Raw genomic sequence first — 16,899 nt, forward strand, 5'->3', positions numbered from 1 at the left:
AGGCAAGATGGGCGGCAGAGCAGTACATCTGGCGTACGAGAGTCGTTCAGGCCGAGGACGCTGGGGCGATCAAGGTCCGCAACGCGCATGAAATGCTGTTGTGGTGTGATGCGCAGGTGCCCGACCGCCTCCCGTGGGACGGGGAAGCAGGCGGCCTGACCAGCAAGGATGGGGAAGCGGAAGATGGACAAGCAGCAGGAGTTCGTGCTCCGGACGCTCGAGGAGCGCGACATCCGGTTCGTACGCCTGTGGTTCACGGACGTGCTGGGCTTCCTCAAGTCCGTCGCCGTGGCCCCGGCCGAGCTCGAGCAGGCGTTCGACGAGGGGATCGGCTTCGACGGCTCCGCGATCGAGGGCTTCGCCCGGGTCTACGAGTCCGACATGATCGCCAAGCCGGACCCGTCCACCTTCCAGGTCCTGCCCTGGCGCGCCGAGGCCCCCGGCACCGCCCGGATGTTCTGCGACATCCTCATGCCGGACGGCTCCCCGTCCTTCGCCGACCCGCGCTACGTCCTCAAGCGCGCCCTCGCCCGCGCCTCCGACCTGGGCTTCACCTTCTACACCCACCCGGAGATCGAGTTCTTCCTGCTGAAGGACCGCCCCCTCGACGGCTCGCGCCCGACGCCCGCCGACAACTCCGGCTACTTCGACCACACCCCGCAGAACATCGGCATGGACTTCCGCCGCCAGGCGATCACCATGCTGGAGTCGATGGGCATCTCGGTCGAGTTCTCCCACCACGAGGGCGCCCCCGGCCAGCAGGAGATCGACCTGCGCTACGCCGACGCGCTCTCCACGGCCGACAACATCATGACGTTCCGCCTGGTCATGAAGCAGGTCGCGCTGGAGCAGGGCGTCCAGGCGACCTTCATGCCGAAGCCGTTCTCCGAGCACCCCGGCAGCGGGATGCACACCCATCTCTCCCTCTTCGAGGGCGACCGCAACGCGTTCTACGAGTCCGGCGCCGAGTACCAGCTCTCCAAGGTCGGCCGCTCCTTCATCGCGGGCCTGCTGAAGCACGCCGCCGAGATCGCCGCCGTCACCAACCAGTGGGTCAACTCCTACAAGCGCATCTGGGGCGGCTCCGAGCGCACGGCGGGCGCCGGCGGCGAGGCCCCCTCCTACATCTGCTGGGGCCACAACAACCGCTCGGCCCTGGTCCGCGTCCCGATGTACAAGCCCGGCAAGACCGGCTCCGCCCGCATCGAGGTCCGCTCCCTCGACTCCGGCGCCAACCCCTACCTGGCGTACGCCATGCTCCTCGCCGCCGGCCTCAAGGGCGTCGAGGAGGGCTACGAGCTTCCCCCGGGCGCCGAGGACGACGTCTGGGCCCTCTCCGACGCCGAGCGCCGCGCCATGGGCATCGAGCCCCTCCCGCAGAACCTCGGCGAGGCCCTCGCCCTGATGGAACGCAGCGACCTCGTCGCCGACACCCTCGGCGAGCACGTCTTCGACTTCTTCCTGCGCAACAAGAAGCAGGAATGGTACGAGTACCGCTCCGAGGTCACCGCCTTCGAGCTGCGGAAGAACCTGCCGGTGCTGTAGGCGCGAAGGAGACCCGCCCGCTTGGCCGGAACCGCTCGCCCCCTGTGCTCGTCTTGTGCGCTGACTGTGTACGAAACGGGCACGTGGGGGACGTAGTGACGCGGAACGTGACGAAGGCCGGGCTGCTGGCGGTGGCCATGGTGACGGTGCTGGGGGCCTCGGCCTGCGGCGGGAAGGCCGGGGCGGCGCCCTCCGGGGGCGGTGCGGCGGAGTCCGGCTCGGCGGCGGCGTCCGACGGTGCCGTGGAGAAGTTGTCCGCGCCGGCCGCGGCGGCGCCCGTCACCCGGCACGTGCCGTGGAACCTGGACATCCTCGACCAGCGGTCGCGGCCGCTGAACGGCAAGCTCACCACCACCGCCCAGGGCAAGGGCGTGCACGTCTATGTGATCGACACCGGGATGGACGTCGGCCACCAGGAGTTCGGCGGCCGCGCCCACCTCGGCGCCGACTTCGTGGGCCCCAAGGACTCCGGTGACTGCTTCGGCGAGGACGGGGTCGGCCACGGCACGTTCGTCTCGGGCGTCATCGCCGGGGCGAAGTACGGGGTGGCGCCCAAGGCGCAGCTCGTGCGCGTCCAGGGCGTCCTGTGCGAGAGCGGGGGCGGCGGCTCCGCGGCGGCGGCCGAGGCGGCTCTCGTGAAATCGGTCAAGTGGGTCACCGCGCACGCGCAGAAGCCCGCCGTGGTGAACATGTCGCTCAACCTCGACCACCGGTCGGCGGCCCTGGAGTCCGCCGTGAAGAAGATGGTCGACGCGGGGATCCCCACGGTGGTGTCGGCCGGCAACTACCACGACGACGCCTGCAAGCACTCCCCGGCCGGCGTCCCCGGCACGATCGTCGTGGCGGCCTCCACCTCCAACGACCGCGCCTGGAGCGACGGCGGCTCCTACGGCTCGGGCTACGGCCGGTGCGTGGACCTCTACGCCCCCGGCCAGAAGGTCACCGCCGCCCTCGCCGGCGGCGGTACGGCCACGGAGACCGGCGGCGCGACGTCCTGGGCCGCGCCGCACGCCACCGGCGTGATCGCCCTCTACCTGTCGGCGCACCCCCACGCCACGGCGGACCAGGTCCACGTCTGGCTCGACCACACGGCCACCCGTGGGGTCGTGCGCGGCGTCCGCTCCGACACCCCCAACCGGCTGCTCAACACCGGCGGCCTCTGACCCGCGGCGCCGGCCCGGTCACGGGGTCCGCCCGGCCAGGTCCCCCAGGACCCGGTGCAGGGGTTCCGTGGCCCGGCGGCGGTACTCCTGGACGGACCAGCCGTTGCCGTCGGGGTCGGTGAAGTACATGAAGGTGGCGCCGTCGTCGGGGGTGTAGCGGACCGGCTCGGAGACCTCCAGGCCCCGCTCCACGAGTTCCACGCGGGCGGCGTCGATGTCGGCCACGCAGAGCTGGAGGCCCTGGTAGGAGCCGGGCTCGGGGCGCGGGCCCCGCACCGCCTCCCAGATGCTGTCGCCGAGCGCGATCGAGCAGCCCGAGCCCGGCGGTGTGAGCTGGACGATCCGCATCCCGGGCATGACCTCCTGGTCGATGTCCACGTGGAAACCGACCCGGTCGCGGTAGAAGTCACGGGCCCGGTCGATGTCGCTCACGGGCAGCGGGATCACTTCGAGCGTGTACTGCATCCTGGTCCTCCGAAGCCTCGGTCGAACCGCCACCGTGTCCGGCTGAACGGCTCCCCTTCACCGAAGCCGAAAACCGTCTCCGGCGCCACCGCGAGGACCCGGCTCTCCGGGCCCCGCCCTGCGATGCCCGGAACGCGTCGCCCCGTCCCGGCGACCCCCGGAACCCGCCACCCTCGCCCCGGCGCTTCCCCCGGTCTCTCCGGTTACGCTCAAGTGCGTACGACCTTGATCGGAGTCGAGGAGGCCGGGGATGACGGCGGCGCCGGGGCGCAGGAGCAGTACCTTCACACGGCTGCTGCGGCACGGTTTCACGGATGCCTCCGCCGCCGAGCGGCTGCTGGAGGGACCCGAGCTGTCGCCGGTGCGCAGTGATCCCATCCTGCTGGAGGCGCTGGGCGCGACCGCCGACCCGGATCTCGCGCTGCGCGGTCTCGTACGGCTGCTGGAGGCCCAGTCCGACCGCACGGCCCGGCGCGGACTGCTCGACACGCTGATAGCGGCCAAGCCCCTGCGGGACCGGCTGCTCGGGGTGCTGGGCGCGTCCGCGGCTCTCGGCGAGCATCTGGCCCGGCATCCACGGGACTGGGAGGCGCTCGTCACCTACGAGCCCCGCGACCTGCACCCGGGGGTGGAGGAGTTCGAGCGCGGACTCGCGGAGGCCGGCGATCCGGTGGCGCTGCGGGTCGCCTACCGGCGCTGCCTGCTGTCGATCGCCGCCCGCGACGTCTGCGGCACCACGGATGTCGCCGAGACCGCCGCCGAGCTCGCCGACCTCGCCACCGCCACCCTGCGCGCGGCCCTGCGGATCGCGATGACGGCCGCGCCGCAGGACGCCGCGCTGTGCCGGCTCGCCGTCATCGCCATGGGGAAGTGCGGTGGGCACGAGCTGAACTACGTCTCCGACGTCGACGTCATCTTCGTCGGGGAGGCCACGGACGGGGCCGACGAGGGCAAGGCCCTGCGGGCCGCCACCAAGCTGGCCTCCCACATGATGCGGATCTGCTCCGAGACCACCGTGGAGGGGTCCATCTGGCCCGTCGACGCCAACCTGCGGCCCGAGGGCCGCAACGGACCGCTCGTGCGCACGCTCAGCAGCCATCTGGCCTACTACCAGCGGTGGGCGAAGACCTGGGAGTTCCAGGCGCTGCTCAAGGCCCGGCCCGTGGCGGGCGATCTGGCCCTCGGCACCGAGTACATCGCCGCCGTCGAGCCGCTGGTGTGGAAGGCCGCCGAACGGGAGAACTTCGTCGCCGACGTGCAGAAGATGCGGCGCAGGGTGGTCGAGAACATCCCGGCCGCCGAGGTCGAGCGGGAACTGAAGCTCGGGCCCGGGGGGCTCAGGGACGTCGAGTTCGCCGTACAACTGCTGCAGTTGGTGCACGGCCGGTCCGACGCGTCGCTGCGCAGCGGGACCACCCTGGACGCCCTGCAGGCGCTGGCCGCGGGCGGGTACGTCGGGCGCGACGACGCCGTACAGCTCGACGACGCCTACCGGTTCCTGCGGTCCATGGAGCACCGGATCCAGCTCTACCGGCTGCGGCGCACCCACCTCGTGCCCGAGGACGAGGACGACCAGCGGCGGATCGGACGGTCCCTGGGGCTGCGCACCGATCCCGTCGTGGAACTGAACCGGGAGTGGAAGCGGCACGCGTCCGTGGTCCGGCGCCTCCACGAGAAGATCTTCTACCGGCCGCTGCTCGACGCCGTCGCCCAACTCGCCACCGGCGAGGCGCGGTTGAGCCTGGCGGCGGCACGTGAACGGCTGATCGCCCTCGGCTACGCGGACCCCGCCGCCGCGCTGCGGCACCTGGAGGCGCTCGCCTCGGGCGTCACCCGCAAGGCCGCCATCCAGCGCACGCTGCTGCCCGTGCTGCTGGCCTGGTTCGCCGACTCCGCCGACCCGGACGCCGGGCTGCTCAACTTCCGCAAGGTGTCGGACGCGTTGGGCAAGACCCCCTGGTACCTGCGGCTGTTGAGGGACGAGGGGGCCGCCGCCGAGAACCTCGCCCGGGTGCTGTCGGCCGGACGCCTCGCCCCCGATCTGCTGCTGCGCGCCCCCGAGGCCGTCGCCCTGCTCGGTGACGGCGACGGGGACGGCGGGGGGCTCCAGCCGCGCGGGCGGGCCCAGTTGGAGCAGGAGATCCTGGCCACGGTGGGGCGCGCGGAGAACGCCGAGCAGGCGGTCACCGCGGCCCGCGGGGTGCGCAGGCGGGAGCTGTTCCGTACGGCCGCCGGGGACATCGTCAGCTCGTACGGCACCGAGACCCAGCCCGCCGAGCCCGATCAGGGGGCGCTGGTGGACCGGGTCGGCGGCGCCGTGTCCGATCTGACGGCGGCCACCCTCGCGGGGACGCTGCGGGCCGTGGTGCGGGAGGGGTGGGGGGACACCCTGCCCACCCGGTTCGCGGTGATCGGCATGGGCCGGTTCGGGGGCCATGAACTCGGCTACGGATCGGACGCGGACGTGCTGTTCGTGCACGAGCCGCGCGAAGGGGTCGACGACCGGGAGGCCGCCGAGGCCGCCAACCGGGTCGTCGCCGAGATGCGCCGGCTGCTGCAGATCCCGAGCGCGGATCCGCCGCTGCTCGTCGACGCCGGTCTGCGGCCCGAGGGGAAGTCCGGGCCGCTGGTGCGGACACTGAAGTCGTACGAGGCCTACTACCGGCGCTGGTCGCTGGTGTGGGAGGCGCAGGCGCTGCTGCGGGCCGAACCCGTCGCGGGCGACGAGGAGTTGGGCCGGCGGTTCATCGAGCTGGTCGATCCGCTGCGGTACCCGGCGCAGGGGCTCGGGGAGGAGGCCGTACGGGACATCCGGCGGCTGAAGGCCCGGATGGAGTCGGAGCGGCTGCCGCGCGGCGCCGATCCCAAGCTGCACACCAAGCTCGGGCCGGGCGGGCTGTCCGACGTGGAGTGGACCGTGCAGTTGCTGCAGATGCAGCACGGGTCGGCCGAGCCCGGGCTGCGGACCACGCGGACCCGGGAGGCGCTCGACGCCGCCCGCACGGCCGGGCTCCTGTCGGGGGAGGACGCGGAGACCCTCGACGAGGCCTGGGTGCTGGCCACCCGGGTGCGCAACGCCGTGATGCTGGTCCGGGGGCGGGCCGGGGACACCTTCCCCTCGGAGAGCCGAGAACTCACCGCCGTGGGACGGTACCTGGGGTACGGGCCGGGACGGGTGGGGGAGTTGCTGGACGGCTACCGGCGGACGGCCCGGCGGGCCCGGGGAGTGGTGGAGCAGCTGTTCTACGGGGGCTGACGGGTGCCGCTCCCCGGGTGAGGGCGACCCCCGCGAGCACCACCGTCATACCGGCCAGGGTGCGGGCGCCGAGGTGCTCGTCCAGGACCAGGGCGCCCAGGGCCACGGAGACCACCGGCAGCAGATAGCCGACCGTGGCCGCCGCCGTCGCTCCCTCGTCCGCGATCAGGCGGTAGTTGAGGTAGAAGGTCAGACCCGTGCCCAGGGTGCCCAGAGCGATCACCGCCAGCAGGGCGACCAGGTCGGGGCGGAGCGGGCCGGCCACCGGGAGGGCGAGGCCGGTCCAGGCCGTGGCGGTGAGGAGCTGGGCCGCCGACATGGCCAGCGGCCCCTCCCGTACGGCGAGACGGCGGGCCATGTAGGCGAAGGCCACGGCATAGCTGGCCGCCGCCGCCAGCAGGGCCAGGGCGGGCCAGGTGAGCAGGCCCTCGCGCCGCCACGGGGCGAAGATCAGGACCGTACCGGCGAAACCGAGGACCAGGCCGGTCAGCCGGACCGGGTGCGCGCCCCGGTCGGTGCCCAGGGCCAGGCCGATGAGCAGGGACCACAGGGGCGTCGTGGCGTTGAGGACCCCGGCCAGTCCCGAGTCGACCCGCTGCTCCCCGAGCGCGAACAGCGCGAACGGCAGGGCGTTGCAGAACAGGGCGGCCACGGTCAGCCGGAGCCAGGTGGCGCGGTCACGGGGCAGGCGCTGACCCGCTCGGCGGGCCAGCAGGAGGAGTACCACCGTGCCCAGCGCGCAGCGGGCGATCGTGATCTGGGCGGGGGTCAGGCCATGGGTGAGGGCCAGCTTGATCCAGAGGAAGCCGGAGCCCCAGAACAGGGCCAGGGCCGCCATACGGAGGGTGGAGGCGAGGGGCATGACACCACCGTGGCCCGCATCTCCTGTGAGGACAAGTGAAAGGTTGTGCATGGTTCATTAAGCTGAACTGCACTAGCCTGACCGCATGCTGGATGTGCGGCGGATGCAGGTGTTGCGGGCGGTCGTGGGATGCGGGTCCGTGACGGGCGCCGCCGGCGCGCTCGGGTACACGCCGTCCGCGGTGAGCCAGCAGATCGCCGCCTTGGAGAAGGAGGCCGGGGTCGACCTGCTGGAGCGGGTCGGACGGGGAGTGCGGCCCACGGCCGCAGGGCTGCTGCTCACCGAGTACGCCGACGCCATCGGGCGGCAGGTCGCCGAGGCCGAGACCGCGCTCGCCGATCTGGTGGCGGGGCGGATCGGGCGGCTGTCCGTACGGTACTTCGCGACCGCCGGGGCCGGGCTCGTGGCGCCGGCGGTGGCCCGCCTGCGGGAGCGGCACCCGGGGATCCGGATCGATCTCGCGCTGACCACCGGCACCGGGGACGCCCTGGCCGACGTGCGGGAGGGCCGGGCCGATCTCGCCCTGGTGGTGCGCGGTGCGGACGAGCCCCCGGGGAACGGCGTCCGGCTCGCGCCCCTGCTCGACGACCCGTACCTCGCCGTACTCCCGCGCGGGCACCGGCTCGCCGGGCGGCGCCGGCTGCGGCTCGCGGAACTCGCCGAGGAGGCGTTCGTCGGGAGCGAGTGGCCGGGGCCCTGTCTCGACGCGCAGCTCGACGCGTGTGCGGCGGTCGGGTTCAGGCCGCGGTTCGCCGTGCGGAGCGAGGACTACGTGACCGCGCAGGGGTTCGTCGCGGCCGGGCTGGGGGTGGCTCTGGTGCCCCGGCTGGGGCTGGGGAGCCGGCATCCGGGGGTGGTGGTCAAGGAGGTGCGCGACCCCGTGCCGGTCCGCACCCTCCACACGGCCGTCCGCGACTCCGCACCCCCGCAGGCCGCCCTGGACGCGTTCATCGACGCACTGAAGGAGGCCGCCGAGCCGTCTCACTGAGCCGGCCGCGGGCGTGGTCCATGAGGGCCTCCGGACCCGCCCGCATCGTGCGCCGCGGCTGGCCCGACACCGGCCGGTCCGTCGCCGCCGACCACCACCGCCCTGGCGGGCCACCGCTGCGGCGGAACCAGAAGCCCGGCTTCGTGGGCAGCCCGCCGGCCCGCAGGGCTACGCCTTCGTGGGGACGAGGGCTCCGCCCCGGCCGCGGGGCGGTACCAGTCTCGGCAAGGAGTACGGCAGGCTGCCGTACCACAGGGCCGCCACCGTGAAGCCGAAGGCGAGGCAGACGATGCCGCCGACCGCGTCGAGCCAGAAGTGGTTGGCGGTGGCGACGATGACGAGCAGGGTCACCGCCGGGTAGAGGAGGCCGAGGATCCGCACCCAGGGCAGCTTGGCCAGCGCGAAGATCGTCAGGCCGCACCACAGGGACCACCCGATGTGCATGGACGGCATCGCGGCGTACTGGTTCGACATGTGCTTGAGGTCGCCGGAGGCCATCGAGCCCCAGGTCTGGTGGACCATGACCGTGTCGACGAAGTGACCGCCGGTCATCAGCCGCGGAGGTGCCAGCGGATAGAAGTAGTAGCCGACCAGGGCGACCGCGGTGGTGGCGAACAGGACGAGGCGCGTCGCGGCGTAACGGCCGGGGTGGCTGCGGTACAGCCAGACCAGGACCGTCAGCGTGATGACGAAGTGCAGCGTCGCGTAGTAGTAGTTCATCCCCACGATCAGCCACGTCACCGAGTTCACGCCGTGGTTGACCGACTCCTCGAACGCGAGCCCCAGATGGTGCTCCACGCGCCAGATCCAGTCCGCGTTGCGCAGGGCCTCGGCGCGCTGCTCGGGCACGGCGTTGCGGATCAGTGAGTACGTCCAGTAGCTCACCGCGATGAGGAGGATCTCGAACCAGAGGCGCGGGCGGCGCGGAGTACGCAGCCGGGCGAGCCGGCGCTGTCGGGTCCCGGCCGTGACGGGCTGCGGAACGGCCTGGTCACGGCCTTCCAACGGCGTCACGGTCGATTCACCCATGGACACAAAGTCTGCCAGAAAAGCCCTCTTGGCCCGATCATCCTCCGGTCGGGTTGCCCCCGCATGTTCTACGGCGGACGTACTCCATCGTCTCCTACCGGCGCAGGCCGGGAAACCCCCCTTCCTGCGCCCTAGGGACGATTCCGGTCCCCGGGGGCCGAAGCGGTCGAACCGCGCACCACCAGCTCCGGCATGAACACGAACTCACTGTGCGGCGCCGGCGTCCCGCCGATCTCCTCGAGGAGCGTGCGCACCGCGGCCTGCCCCATCGCGGGGACCGGCTTGCGGATCGTGGTCAGCGGCGGGTCGGTGAACGCGATCAGCGGGGAGTCGTCGAAGCCGACCACCGAGATGTCCCGGGGGACCGCGAGGCCCCGCTGCCGGGCCGCCCTTATCGCGCCGAGCGCCATCATGTCGCTGGCGCAGACGATCGCCGTACAGCCCCGGTCGATCAGCGCCGTCGTCGCGGCCTGACCGCCCTCCAGGGTGTAGAGGGAGTGCTGGACCAGCTCCGACTCGATCGCCTCGGCGCTCAGCCCGAGCTGCTCCTGCATCGTGCGGACGAAGCCCTCGATCTTGCGCTGCACGGGCACGAACCGCTTCGGCCCGAGGGCGAGCCCGATACGGGTGTGGCCGAGCGAGGCGAGGTGGGTGACCGCGAGGGTCATCGCCGCCCGGTCGTCGGGGGAGATGAACGGGGCCTGGACCTTCGGGGAGAAGCCGTCCACCAGGACGAAGGGGACGCCCTGGGCGCGCAGCTGCTCGTAGCGCTGCATGTCGGCCGTGGTGTCCGCGTGCAGCCCCGAGACGTAGATGATGCCGGCGACCCCGCGGTCCACCAGCATCTCGGTCAGCTCGTCCTCCGTGGAGCCGCCCGGTGTCTGGGTGGCCAGCACCGGTGTGTAGCCCTGGCGGGTCAGCGCCTGGCCGATGACCTGGGCCAGGGCCGGGAATATCGGGTTCTCCAGCTCCGGGGTGATGAGGCCGACGAGACCCGCGCTGCGCTGACGCAGCCGGACCGGGCGTTCGTAGCCCAGGACGTCCAGTGCGGCGAGCACGGACTGGCGGGTGGTGGCGGCGACACCGGGCTTGCCGTTCAAAACGCGGCTGACGGTCGCTTCGCTCACCCCCGCCTGCGCAGCGATGTCGGCAAGCCGTGTGGTCACAGACGTGGACTGTACCGGCCAGGTGTCGCCTTGCACACCAATCGGACGCCGCGGCCGGCCCAGGGGCCTGCCTCGTCCGGGCTGCTGCGTCATCGCGCTCCCTCGTGTGTCCTTCTGAAAGTTGATGGCAAGAGCTTGCAGAGTCTTGCACAGACCGCCCCACGGTGCGCGACGGGCCCAAACAAGCGTCTCACGGCGGTCGCCGTCCGGTCACGCCCGGATAACTTCCCGGTCTTCTTGCATATTTTTTCTGCAAGGACTTTCGCCGCGCTTACAACGCTGTTACGTTCGGCCACGCCCGGCGGCGGCAACGGCGCTAGTCGGCCAAGTCGACAGGGACGGTGGACGGGACCGCCCCCTGGAGCTACACGGGCTTTCACCCTCAAGGAGAACTCATGCGGCGTGGCATAGCGGCCACCGCGCTGGTGGCGTCCCTCGCCCTCGCGGCGACGGCCTGCGGCGGAGACGACAGCGGCAGCGACAACTCGAGCGGGCCGGTCACCATCACCTGGTGGGACACCTCCAACGCCACCAATGAGGCGCCGACGTACCAGGCCTTGGTCAAGGAGTTCGAGGCCGCCAACAAGAACATCAAGGTCAAGTACGTCAACGTGCCCTTCGACCAGGCGCAGAACAAGTTCGACACCGCCGCCGGTGCCTCCGGCGCCCCGGACATCCTGCGCTCCGAGGTCGGCTGGACCCCCGCCTTCGCCAAGAAGGGCTACTTCCTGCCGCTGGACGGCACCGAGGCCCTCGCCGACCAGGCCAAGTTCAAGTCGAACCTGATCGAGCAGGCCAAGTACGACGGCAAGACCTACGGCGTGCCGTTCGTCACCGACACCCTCGCGCTCGTCTACAACAAGGCGCTGTTCGAGAAGGCCGGCATCACCGAGGCCCCCACGACCTGGGACGACCTCAAGAAGGACGCCGCCACCGTCAAGGCCAGGACCGGCGTCGACGGCTACTGGGGCTCCACCCAGGCCTACTACGCCCAGACCTTCCTCTACGGCGAGGGCACCGACACGGTCGACGCCGCCGCCAAGAAGATCACGGTGAACTCCGCCGCCGCGCAGAAGGCGTACGGCACCTGGCTGAGCCTGTTCGACGGCAAGGGCCTGCACAAGGCCGACACCACCGCCGACGCCTACGCCCACATCCAGGACGCGTTCGTCAACGGCAAGGTCGCCGCGATCATCCAGGGCCCCTGGGAGATCACCAACTTCTACAAGGGCAGCGCCTTCAAGGACAAGGCCAACCTGGGCATCGCCACCGTCCCGGCCGGCTCCACCGGCAAGGCGGGCGCCCCGACCGGCGGCCACAACCTCTCGGTCTACGCCGGCTCGGACAAGGCCCACCAGGCCGCCGCGCTGAAGTTCGTCAACTTCATGACGTCCGCGAAGTCCCAGTCGACCATCGCGCTGAAGAACTCCACCCTGCCGACGCGCGACGACGCCTACACCGCCGAGGTCAAGGCCGACCCGGGCATCGCCGGCTACGGCACGGTCCTGGCCGCCGCCCAGCCGCGCCCGGCGCTGCCGGAGTACAGCTCCCTGTGGGGCCCGCTCGACACCGAACTGCCCAAGATCGCGGGCGGCAAGGAGACCCTCGACAAGGGCCTGAGCACCGCCGAGACCGCCATCGCCAAGCTGGTCCCGGACTTCAGCAAGTGAGCCCCGCGTGGCCGCCGGATCCCTACCGCACGGGGGAGGGATCCGGCGGCCACCGGCCTGTGCCCCGTACCCGCCCCTGATCTGCAAGCTTCGAGAAGGTTGTCGAACCATGACCGTCGCCATCGACCGCGCGACCGGCAAGCGCCGCGGTGACCGTGAGGAAGGACCCGGCCTGGGCGGGCGCCTGAAGCGGGGCTACCACAAGCACTGGTACGCCTACGCCATGATCGCCCCGGTGGCGGTCGTCCTCGGCGTCCTCGTGCTCTACCCGCTGGTGTACGGCCTCTACCTCACCCTCACCGACGCCAACAGCCTCAACACCGCGCGCACGATCGGCGTCAACCACATCGACGCCACCTACAGGTTCATCGGCCTCGACAACTACGCCGACATCCTCTGGGGCCCCACGGCGTACGACCGCTTCTGGTCGCACTTCATCTGGACGATCGTGTGGACGGCGCTCTGCGTCACCCTGCACTACACCCTCGGCCTCGGCCTCGCGCTGCTGCTCAACCAGAAGCTGCGCGGCCGGACCCTGTACCGGCTGATCCTCGTCCTGCCCTGGGCGGTGCCCACCTTCGTCACCGTGTTCGGCTGGCGGTTCATGCTCGCCGACGGCGGCATCATCAACTCCGCCCTCGACGCCCTGCACCTGCCGTCGCCCTCCTGGCTGGAGGACACCTTCTGGCAGCGGTTCGCCGCGATCATGGTCAACACCTGGTGCGGTGTGCCGTTCATGATGGTCTCCCTGCTCGGCGGACTGCAGTCCATCGACTCCTCCCTCTACGAGGCGGCCGAGATGGACGGCGCGAGCGCCTGGCAGCGGTTCCGCTACGTCACCCTCCCGGGCCTGAGGACCGTCAGCTCCACCGTCGTCCTGCTCGGCATCATCTGGACCTTCAACCAGTTCGCCGTGATCTTCCTGCTGTTCGGCAACACCGCCCCCGACGCGCAGATCCTCGTCACCTGGGCCTACTACCTCGGCTTCGGACAGCAACCGCGTGACTTCGCCCAGTCCGCCGCCTACGGCATCCTGCTGCTGGCGATCCTGATCGTCTTCACCTCCTTCTACCGCCGCTGGCTCAACCGCAACGAGCAGCAGCTCGCGATCTGAGGCAGGAGTTCTCATGAGTACGACCACCGCGAAGACCTCCGCCCCGGCGAGCGAGGAGAACCCCGTGAAGGCACCGACGGCACCGCGCCGGATCCGCCGCCGCGGCGAGACCGGCCCCGTGGCCTCCCTCGCCTCCCACGGCCTCCTCACGATCGCGAGCCTGATCGCCCTGTTCCCGATCGTCTGGCTGGTCTATCTGTCCCTCGGCCCGGACAAGGACGACTACCTGCACCCGGGCGGCATCTGGGACAAGATGACGTTCGACAACTACACGTTCGTCATCGAGCACACCAAGTTCTTCGACTGGCTGAAGAGCTCGCTCATCGTCACCCTCGGCACCACGGCCATCGGCGTGCTCATCGCCGCCACCACCGGCTACGCCGTCTCCCGCATGCGCTTCCCCGGCTACAAGAAGTTCATGTGGGTCCTGCTGGTCACCCAGATGTTCCCGGTCGCCGTCCTGATGGTGCCGATGTACCAGATCCTCTCGGACCTGAAGCTCATCGACAACTACTTCGGCCTGATCCTCGTCTACTGCACGACGGTCATCCCGTACAGCGCCTGGCTGCTCAAGGGGTACTTCGACACCATCCCCTTCGAGATCGACGAGGCGGGTCGCGTCGACGGGCTCACCCCGTTCGGCACCTTCTTCCGGCTGATCCTGCCGCTCGCCAAGCCCGGCCTCGCCGTGGCCGCGTTCTACAACTTCCTCACCGCCTTCAGCGAGGTCGCCTTCGCCTCCACGTTCATGCTCAGCGACGACAAGTACACCCTGGCCGTCGGCCTGCAGTCCTTCGTCAGCGAGCACGACGCCCAGCGCAACCTCATGGCCGCGACCGCGGTGCTGATCGCGATACCCGCCGCCGCGTTCTTCTACCTCGTGCAGAAGAACCTGGTCACCGGCCTCACCGCCGGCGGCACCAAGGGCTGACCCCCCGAACCCGGGGCGGCCGCGGTGTCCTCCCCCAGAGGGGGGAACCCCAGACCCCGCCGGCACCGCGGCCGCCTCGTCATCCGACCGCTCTCTGCATCATCCTGACCCGATGACTTCGTTACGTACCTACGTACCAAGGACGCCATGAGCCAGCAGCACTCCGCAGCCCCGGCCCCGACCCCCACCTCCGCAGCGGCCGTCGCCACCGTCGGCAAGCGCCGTGACTGGTGGCGGGACGCGGTGATCTACCAGGTGTACCCGCGCAGCTTCGCCGACAGCAACGGCGACGGCATGGGCGACCTGGAAGGCGTACGCTCCCGCCTGACGTACCTGCGCGACCTCGGCGTGGACGCCGTGTGGCTCAGCCCCTTCTACGCCTCCCCGCAGGCCGACGCCGGCTACGACGTCGCCGACTACCGCGCCGTCGACCCGATGTTCGGCAACCTGCTCGACGCCGACGCGCTCATCCGCGACGCCCGGGAGCTGGGCCTGCGCATCATCGTCGACCTGGTCCCCAACCACTCCTCCGACCAGCACGAGTGGTTCAAGCGGGCGGTCGCGGAGGGGCCGGGTTCCCCCCTCCGCGACCGCTACCACTTCCGCCCCGGCAAGGGCAGCGGCGGCGAACTCCCGCCCAACGACTGGGAGTCCATCTTCGGAGGCCCCGCCTGGACCCGGGTCACCGAACCGGACGGCTCGCCGGGCGAGTGGTACCTGCACCTCTTCGCCCCCGAGCAGCCCGACTTCAACTGGGACCACCCGGCCGTCGGCGACGAGTTCCGCTCGATCCTGCGCTTCTGGCTGGACATGGGCGTCGACGGCTTCCGCATCGACGTCGCCCACGGCCTGGTCAAGGCCGCGGGCCTGCCCGACCTCGGCACCCACGACCAGCTCAAACTGCTGGGCAACGATGTCATGCCGTTCTTCGACCAGGACGGCGTCCACGCCATCTACCGCCAGTGGCGGACGATCCTCGACGAGTACTCCGGAGATAAAAAGGGGCCCGAAGGGCCTTCCGCAGAAGGGCGGTGGCGGGAGACGGGCGGGCGCATCTTCGTCGCCGAGGCCTGGACCCCGACCGTGGAGCGCACCGCGAACTACGTCCGCCCCGACGAGCTCCACCAGGCCTTCAACTTCCAGTACCTGTCGACGGAATGGGACGCGAAGGAACTCCGCACGGTCGTCGACCGCACCCTGGAGGCGATGCGCCCGGTCGGCGCCCCGGCGACCTGGGTCCTGTCCAACCACGACGTGACCCGCCACGCCACCCGCTTCGCCAACCCGCCCGGCCTCGGCACCCAGATCCGCACCGCGGGCGACCGCGAGCTGGGCCTGCGCCGCGCCCGCGCCGCGACGCTGCTGATGCTGGCCCTGCCCGGCTCGGCCTACGTCTACCAGGGCGAGGAACTCGGCCTGCCCGACGTCGTCGACCTCCCCGACGAGGTCCGCCAGGACCCGGCCTACTTCCGCGGCGCCGGCCAGGACGGCTTCCGCGACGGCTGCCGGGTGCCCATCCCATGGACGCGCGCGGGGTCCTCGTACGGCTTCGGCACGGGCGGGAGCTGGCTGCCCCAGCCGGCCGAGTGGGCCGAGCTGAGCGTGGAGGCCCAGCAGGGCGTCCAGGGCTCCACCCTGGAGCTCTACCGCTCCGCCCTCCACCTGCGCCGCACCCACCCCGACCTGGGCGCGGGCGACGCGGTGGAATGGCTGAAGGCCCCCGAGGGCGTCCTCGCCCTGCGCCGCGGCGACTTCGTCTGCGTCGCCAACACCTCCACCGAATCGGTGCGCGTCCCGTCGTACGGCCGCATCCTCCTCACCAGCGGCGAGGTGGCCGAGACGGACGGCGAGACGAAGATCCCCGCCGACACGACGGTGTGGTGGACCACGGACTGACCCCTCGCGTCATCACGGACGGCGCTCCGCGCCCCCGTACGAAGACAGGCGTGCGCCCCCGGACCTTCCGCGGTCCGGGGGCGCACGCCTGTGCCGGCCCGATCAGTTGATGCGGGTCACGCGGGTGCTGTTGTCGGTGACTACCCGGTGGCTGTTGTCGATGTGCGCGCTGTTGTCGACGTGCGTGCTGGCGTCGGTGTCCGAGCTCGTGCCGCAGCGGTTCTGGCCGGCCGACTGCCAGGTGCCGATCGAGCCGCTGCCGCCGTCACCACCGTTGCCGCCCTGCGCGCTCTGCTGCTGCTGGGACTGGACGGTCGCCGAGCCCGATCCCCCGGGGGCCGCGGCCGTGGCGCTGGAGGCCGCGGCGGCGCTGCTGTTGTCGGAGGCGGCGGCCGCGGCGGCGGCGGCAGCGGCGGCGGCACCGTCACCGCCCACACCGAGCCCCAGGGTCTCGGCGACCTGCCTGACCAGCGAGGCGCCTCCGGACGCGTCGACGAGGGAGAGGCTCACCGGGTTGTTGCACTGGATGACACCGGGGACTTCGGCCAGCGGCGCGGCGGAGGCGGCACCGGTACCGAGTCCGACGGTGGTGAGGGCGAGCATGGTGACCGTTGCGGCGCAACCCATGAACTTCACAGGTCTTCCTTTCCGGGGGGAAGGCGAGGCAGGAGAGGTGGGGGTTCCGGGCGCCGCAGGGGCGCCACACCCCGAAGAACGCCGTCGCCTTCAGGTGGTTTCGCGCCATACGCGCGGTTCACCCGAGTGCCGTGTGTGCCAGGTCGGCGGCACCCGACGCCGGTGCTGCGTCGCGGCC

12 protein-coding genes and 1 pseudogene are annotated in these 16,899 nt (G+C 71.4%); 8 read left to right on the plus strand and 5 right to left on the minus strand.

Features of this window, described 5'->3' with window-relative positions:
• Window positions 1–183 precede the first annotated feature (183 nt).
• A complete protein-coding gene (gene glnA / locus OG852_RS34705; RefSeq protein ID WP_133909940.1) occupies window positions 184–1,545 on the plus strand; it encodes a type I glutamate--ammonia ligase in 1,362 nt (453 codons plus the stop codon).
• Window positions 1,546–1,640: 95 nt separating this feature from the next.
• Complete coding sequence (locus tag OG852_RS34710) at window positions 1,641–2,708, plus strand: S8 family peptidase (protein WP_330350007.1); 1,068 nt, start codon at window positions 1,641–1,643, stop codon at window positions 2,706–2,708.
• Window positions 2,709–2,726: 18 nt separating this feature from the next.
• On the opposite strand, the gene OG852_RS34715 is transcribed toward OG852_RS34710, so the two are convergent.
• The gene (locus tag OG852_RS34715) at window positions 2,727–3,173 is read right to left on the minus strand and encodes a VOC family protein (protein ID WP_330350008.1); all 447 of its coding nucleotides are present in this window, start codon (window positions 3,171–3,173) and stop codon (window positions 2,727–2,729) included.
• Window positions 3,174–3,423: 250 nt separating this feature from the next.
• Here OG852_RS34715 and OG852_RS34720 point away from each other — a divergent pair, with 250 nt between their 5' ends.
• Window positions 3,424–6,429: a bifunctional [glutamine synthetase] adenylyltransferase/[glutamine synthetase]-adenylyl-L-tyrosine phosphorylase gene (locus tag OG852_RS34720; RefSeq protein ID WP_330350009.1), complete on the plus strand. Its 3,006-nt coding sequence runs from the start codon at window positions 3,424–3,426 to the stop codon at window positions 6,427–6,429.
• On the opposite strand, the pseudogene OG852_RS34725 reads toward OG852_RS34720, so the two are convergent.
• A pseudogene (locus OG852_RS34725) lies at window positions 6,335–7,291 on the minus strand (DMT family transporter); the annotation flags it as partial. The gene OG852_RS34720 and the pseudogene OG852_RS34725 sit on opposite strands and share 95 nt — an antisense overlap.
• A gap of 85 nt (window positions 7,292–7,376) precedes the next feature.
• Here OG852_RS34725 and OG852_RS34730 point away from each other — a divergent pair.
• A complete protein-coding gene (locus OG852_RS34730; RefSeq protein WP_166663389.1) occupies window positions 7,377–8,279 on the plus strand; it encodes a LysR family transcriptional regulator in 903 nt (300 codons plus the stop codon).
• A 168-nt stretch (window positions 8,280–8,447) separates the two neighbouring features.
• On the opposite strand, the gene OG852_RS34735 is transcribed toward OG852_RS34730, so the two are convergent.
• Window positions 8,448–9,308, minus strand: a complete 861-nt coding sequence (locus OG852_RS34735) for a phosphatase PAP2 family protein (RefSeq protein WP_133909944.1) — start codon at window positions 9,306–9,308, stop codon at window positions 8,448–8,450.
• A gap of 131 nt (window positions 9,309–9,439) precedes the next feature.
• Window positions 9,440–10,474, minus strand: coding sequence for a LacI family DNA-binding transcriptional regulator (locus OG852_RS34740; protein ID WP_133909945.1), 1,035 nt, complete (start codon window positions 10,472–10,474; stop codon window positions 9,440–9,442).
• A gap of 395 nt (window positions 10,475–10,869) precedes the next feature.
• Here OG852_RS34740 and OG852_RS34745 point away from each other — a divergent pair, with 395 nt between their 5' ends.
• The 4 genes from OG852_RS34745 (at window position 10,870) to OG852_RS34760 (ending at window position 16,085) form a co-directional block, all read left to right on the plus strand.
• Entirely contained in the window at window positions 10,870–12,144 is a 1,275-nt protein-coding gene (locus tag OG852_RS34745) for an extracellular solute-binding protein (RefSeq protein ID WP_133909946.1), read from the plus strand.
• Window positions 12,145–12,253: 109 nt separating this feature from the next.
• Complete coding sequence (locus OG852_RS34750) at window positions 12,254–13,258, plus strand: carbohydrate ABC transporter permease (protein WP_330350010.1); 1,005 nt, start codon at window positions 12,254–12,256, stop codon at window positions 13,256–13,258.
• A gap of 13 nt (window positions 13,259–13,271) precedes the next feature.
• On the plus strand, window positions 13,272–14,189 hold the full coding sequence (locus OG852_RS34755; protein WP_330350011.1) for a sugar ABC transporter permease: 918 nt from the start codon (window positions 13,272–13,274) through the stop codon (window positions 14,187–14,189).
• 147 nt (window positions 14,190–14,336) lie between these two features.
• Window positions 14,337–16,085: a glycoside hydrolase family 13 protein gene (locus OG852_RS34760; RefSeq protein WP_330350012.1), complete on the plus strand. Its 1,749-nt coding sequence runs from the start codon at window positions 14,337–14,339 to the stop codon at window positions 16,083–16,085.
• Between the two features lie 102 nt (window positions 16,086–16,187).
• Here the strand turns inward: OG852_RS34760 and OG852_RS34765 are convergent, their stop codons facing one another.
• Window positions 16,188–16,721 carry a hypothetical protein gene (locus tag OG852_RS34765; RefSeq protein ID WP_166663390.1) on the minus strand — a complete coding sequence of 178 codons (534 nt, stop codon included), beginning with the start codon at window positions 16,719–16,721 and terminating at the stop codon, window positions 16,188–16,190.
• Between the last annotated feature and the right edge of the window lie 178 nt (window positions 16,722–16,899).

This window comes from Streptomyces sp. NBC_00582, assembly GCF_036345155.1.
GTDB lineage: Bacteria > Actinomycetota > Actinomycetes > Streptomycetales > Streptomycetaceae > Streptomyces.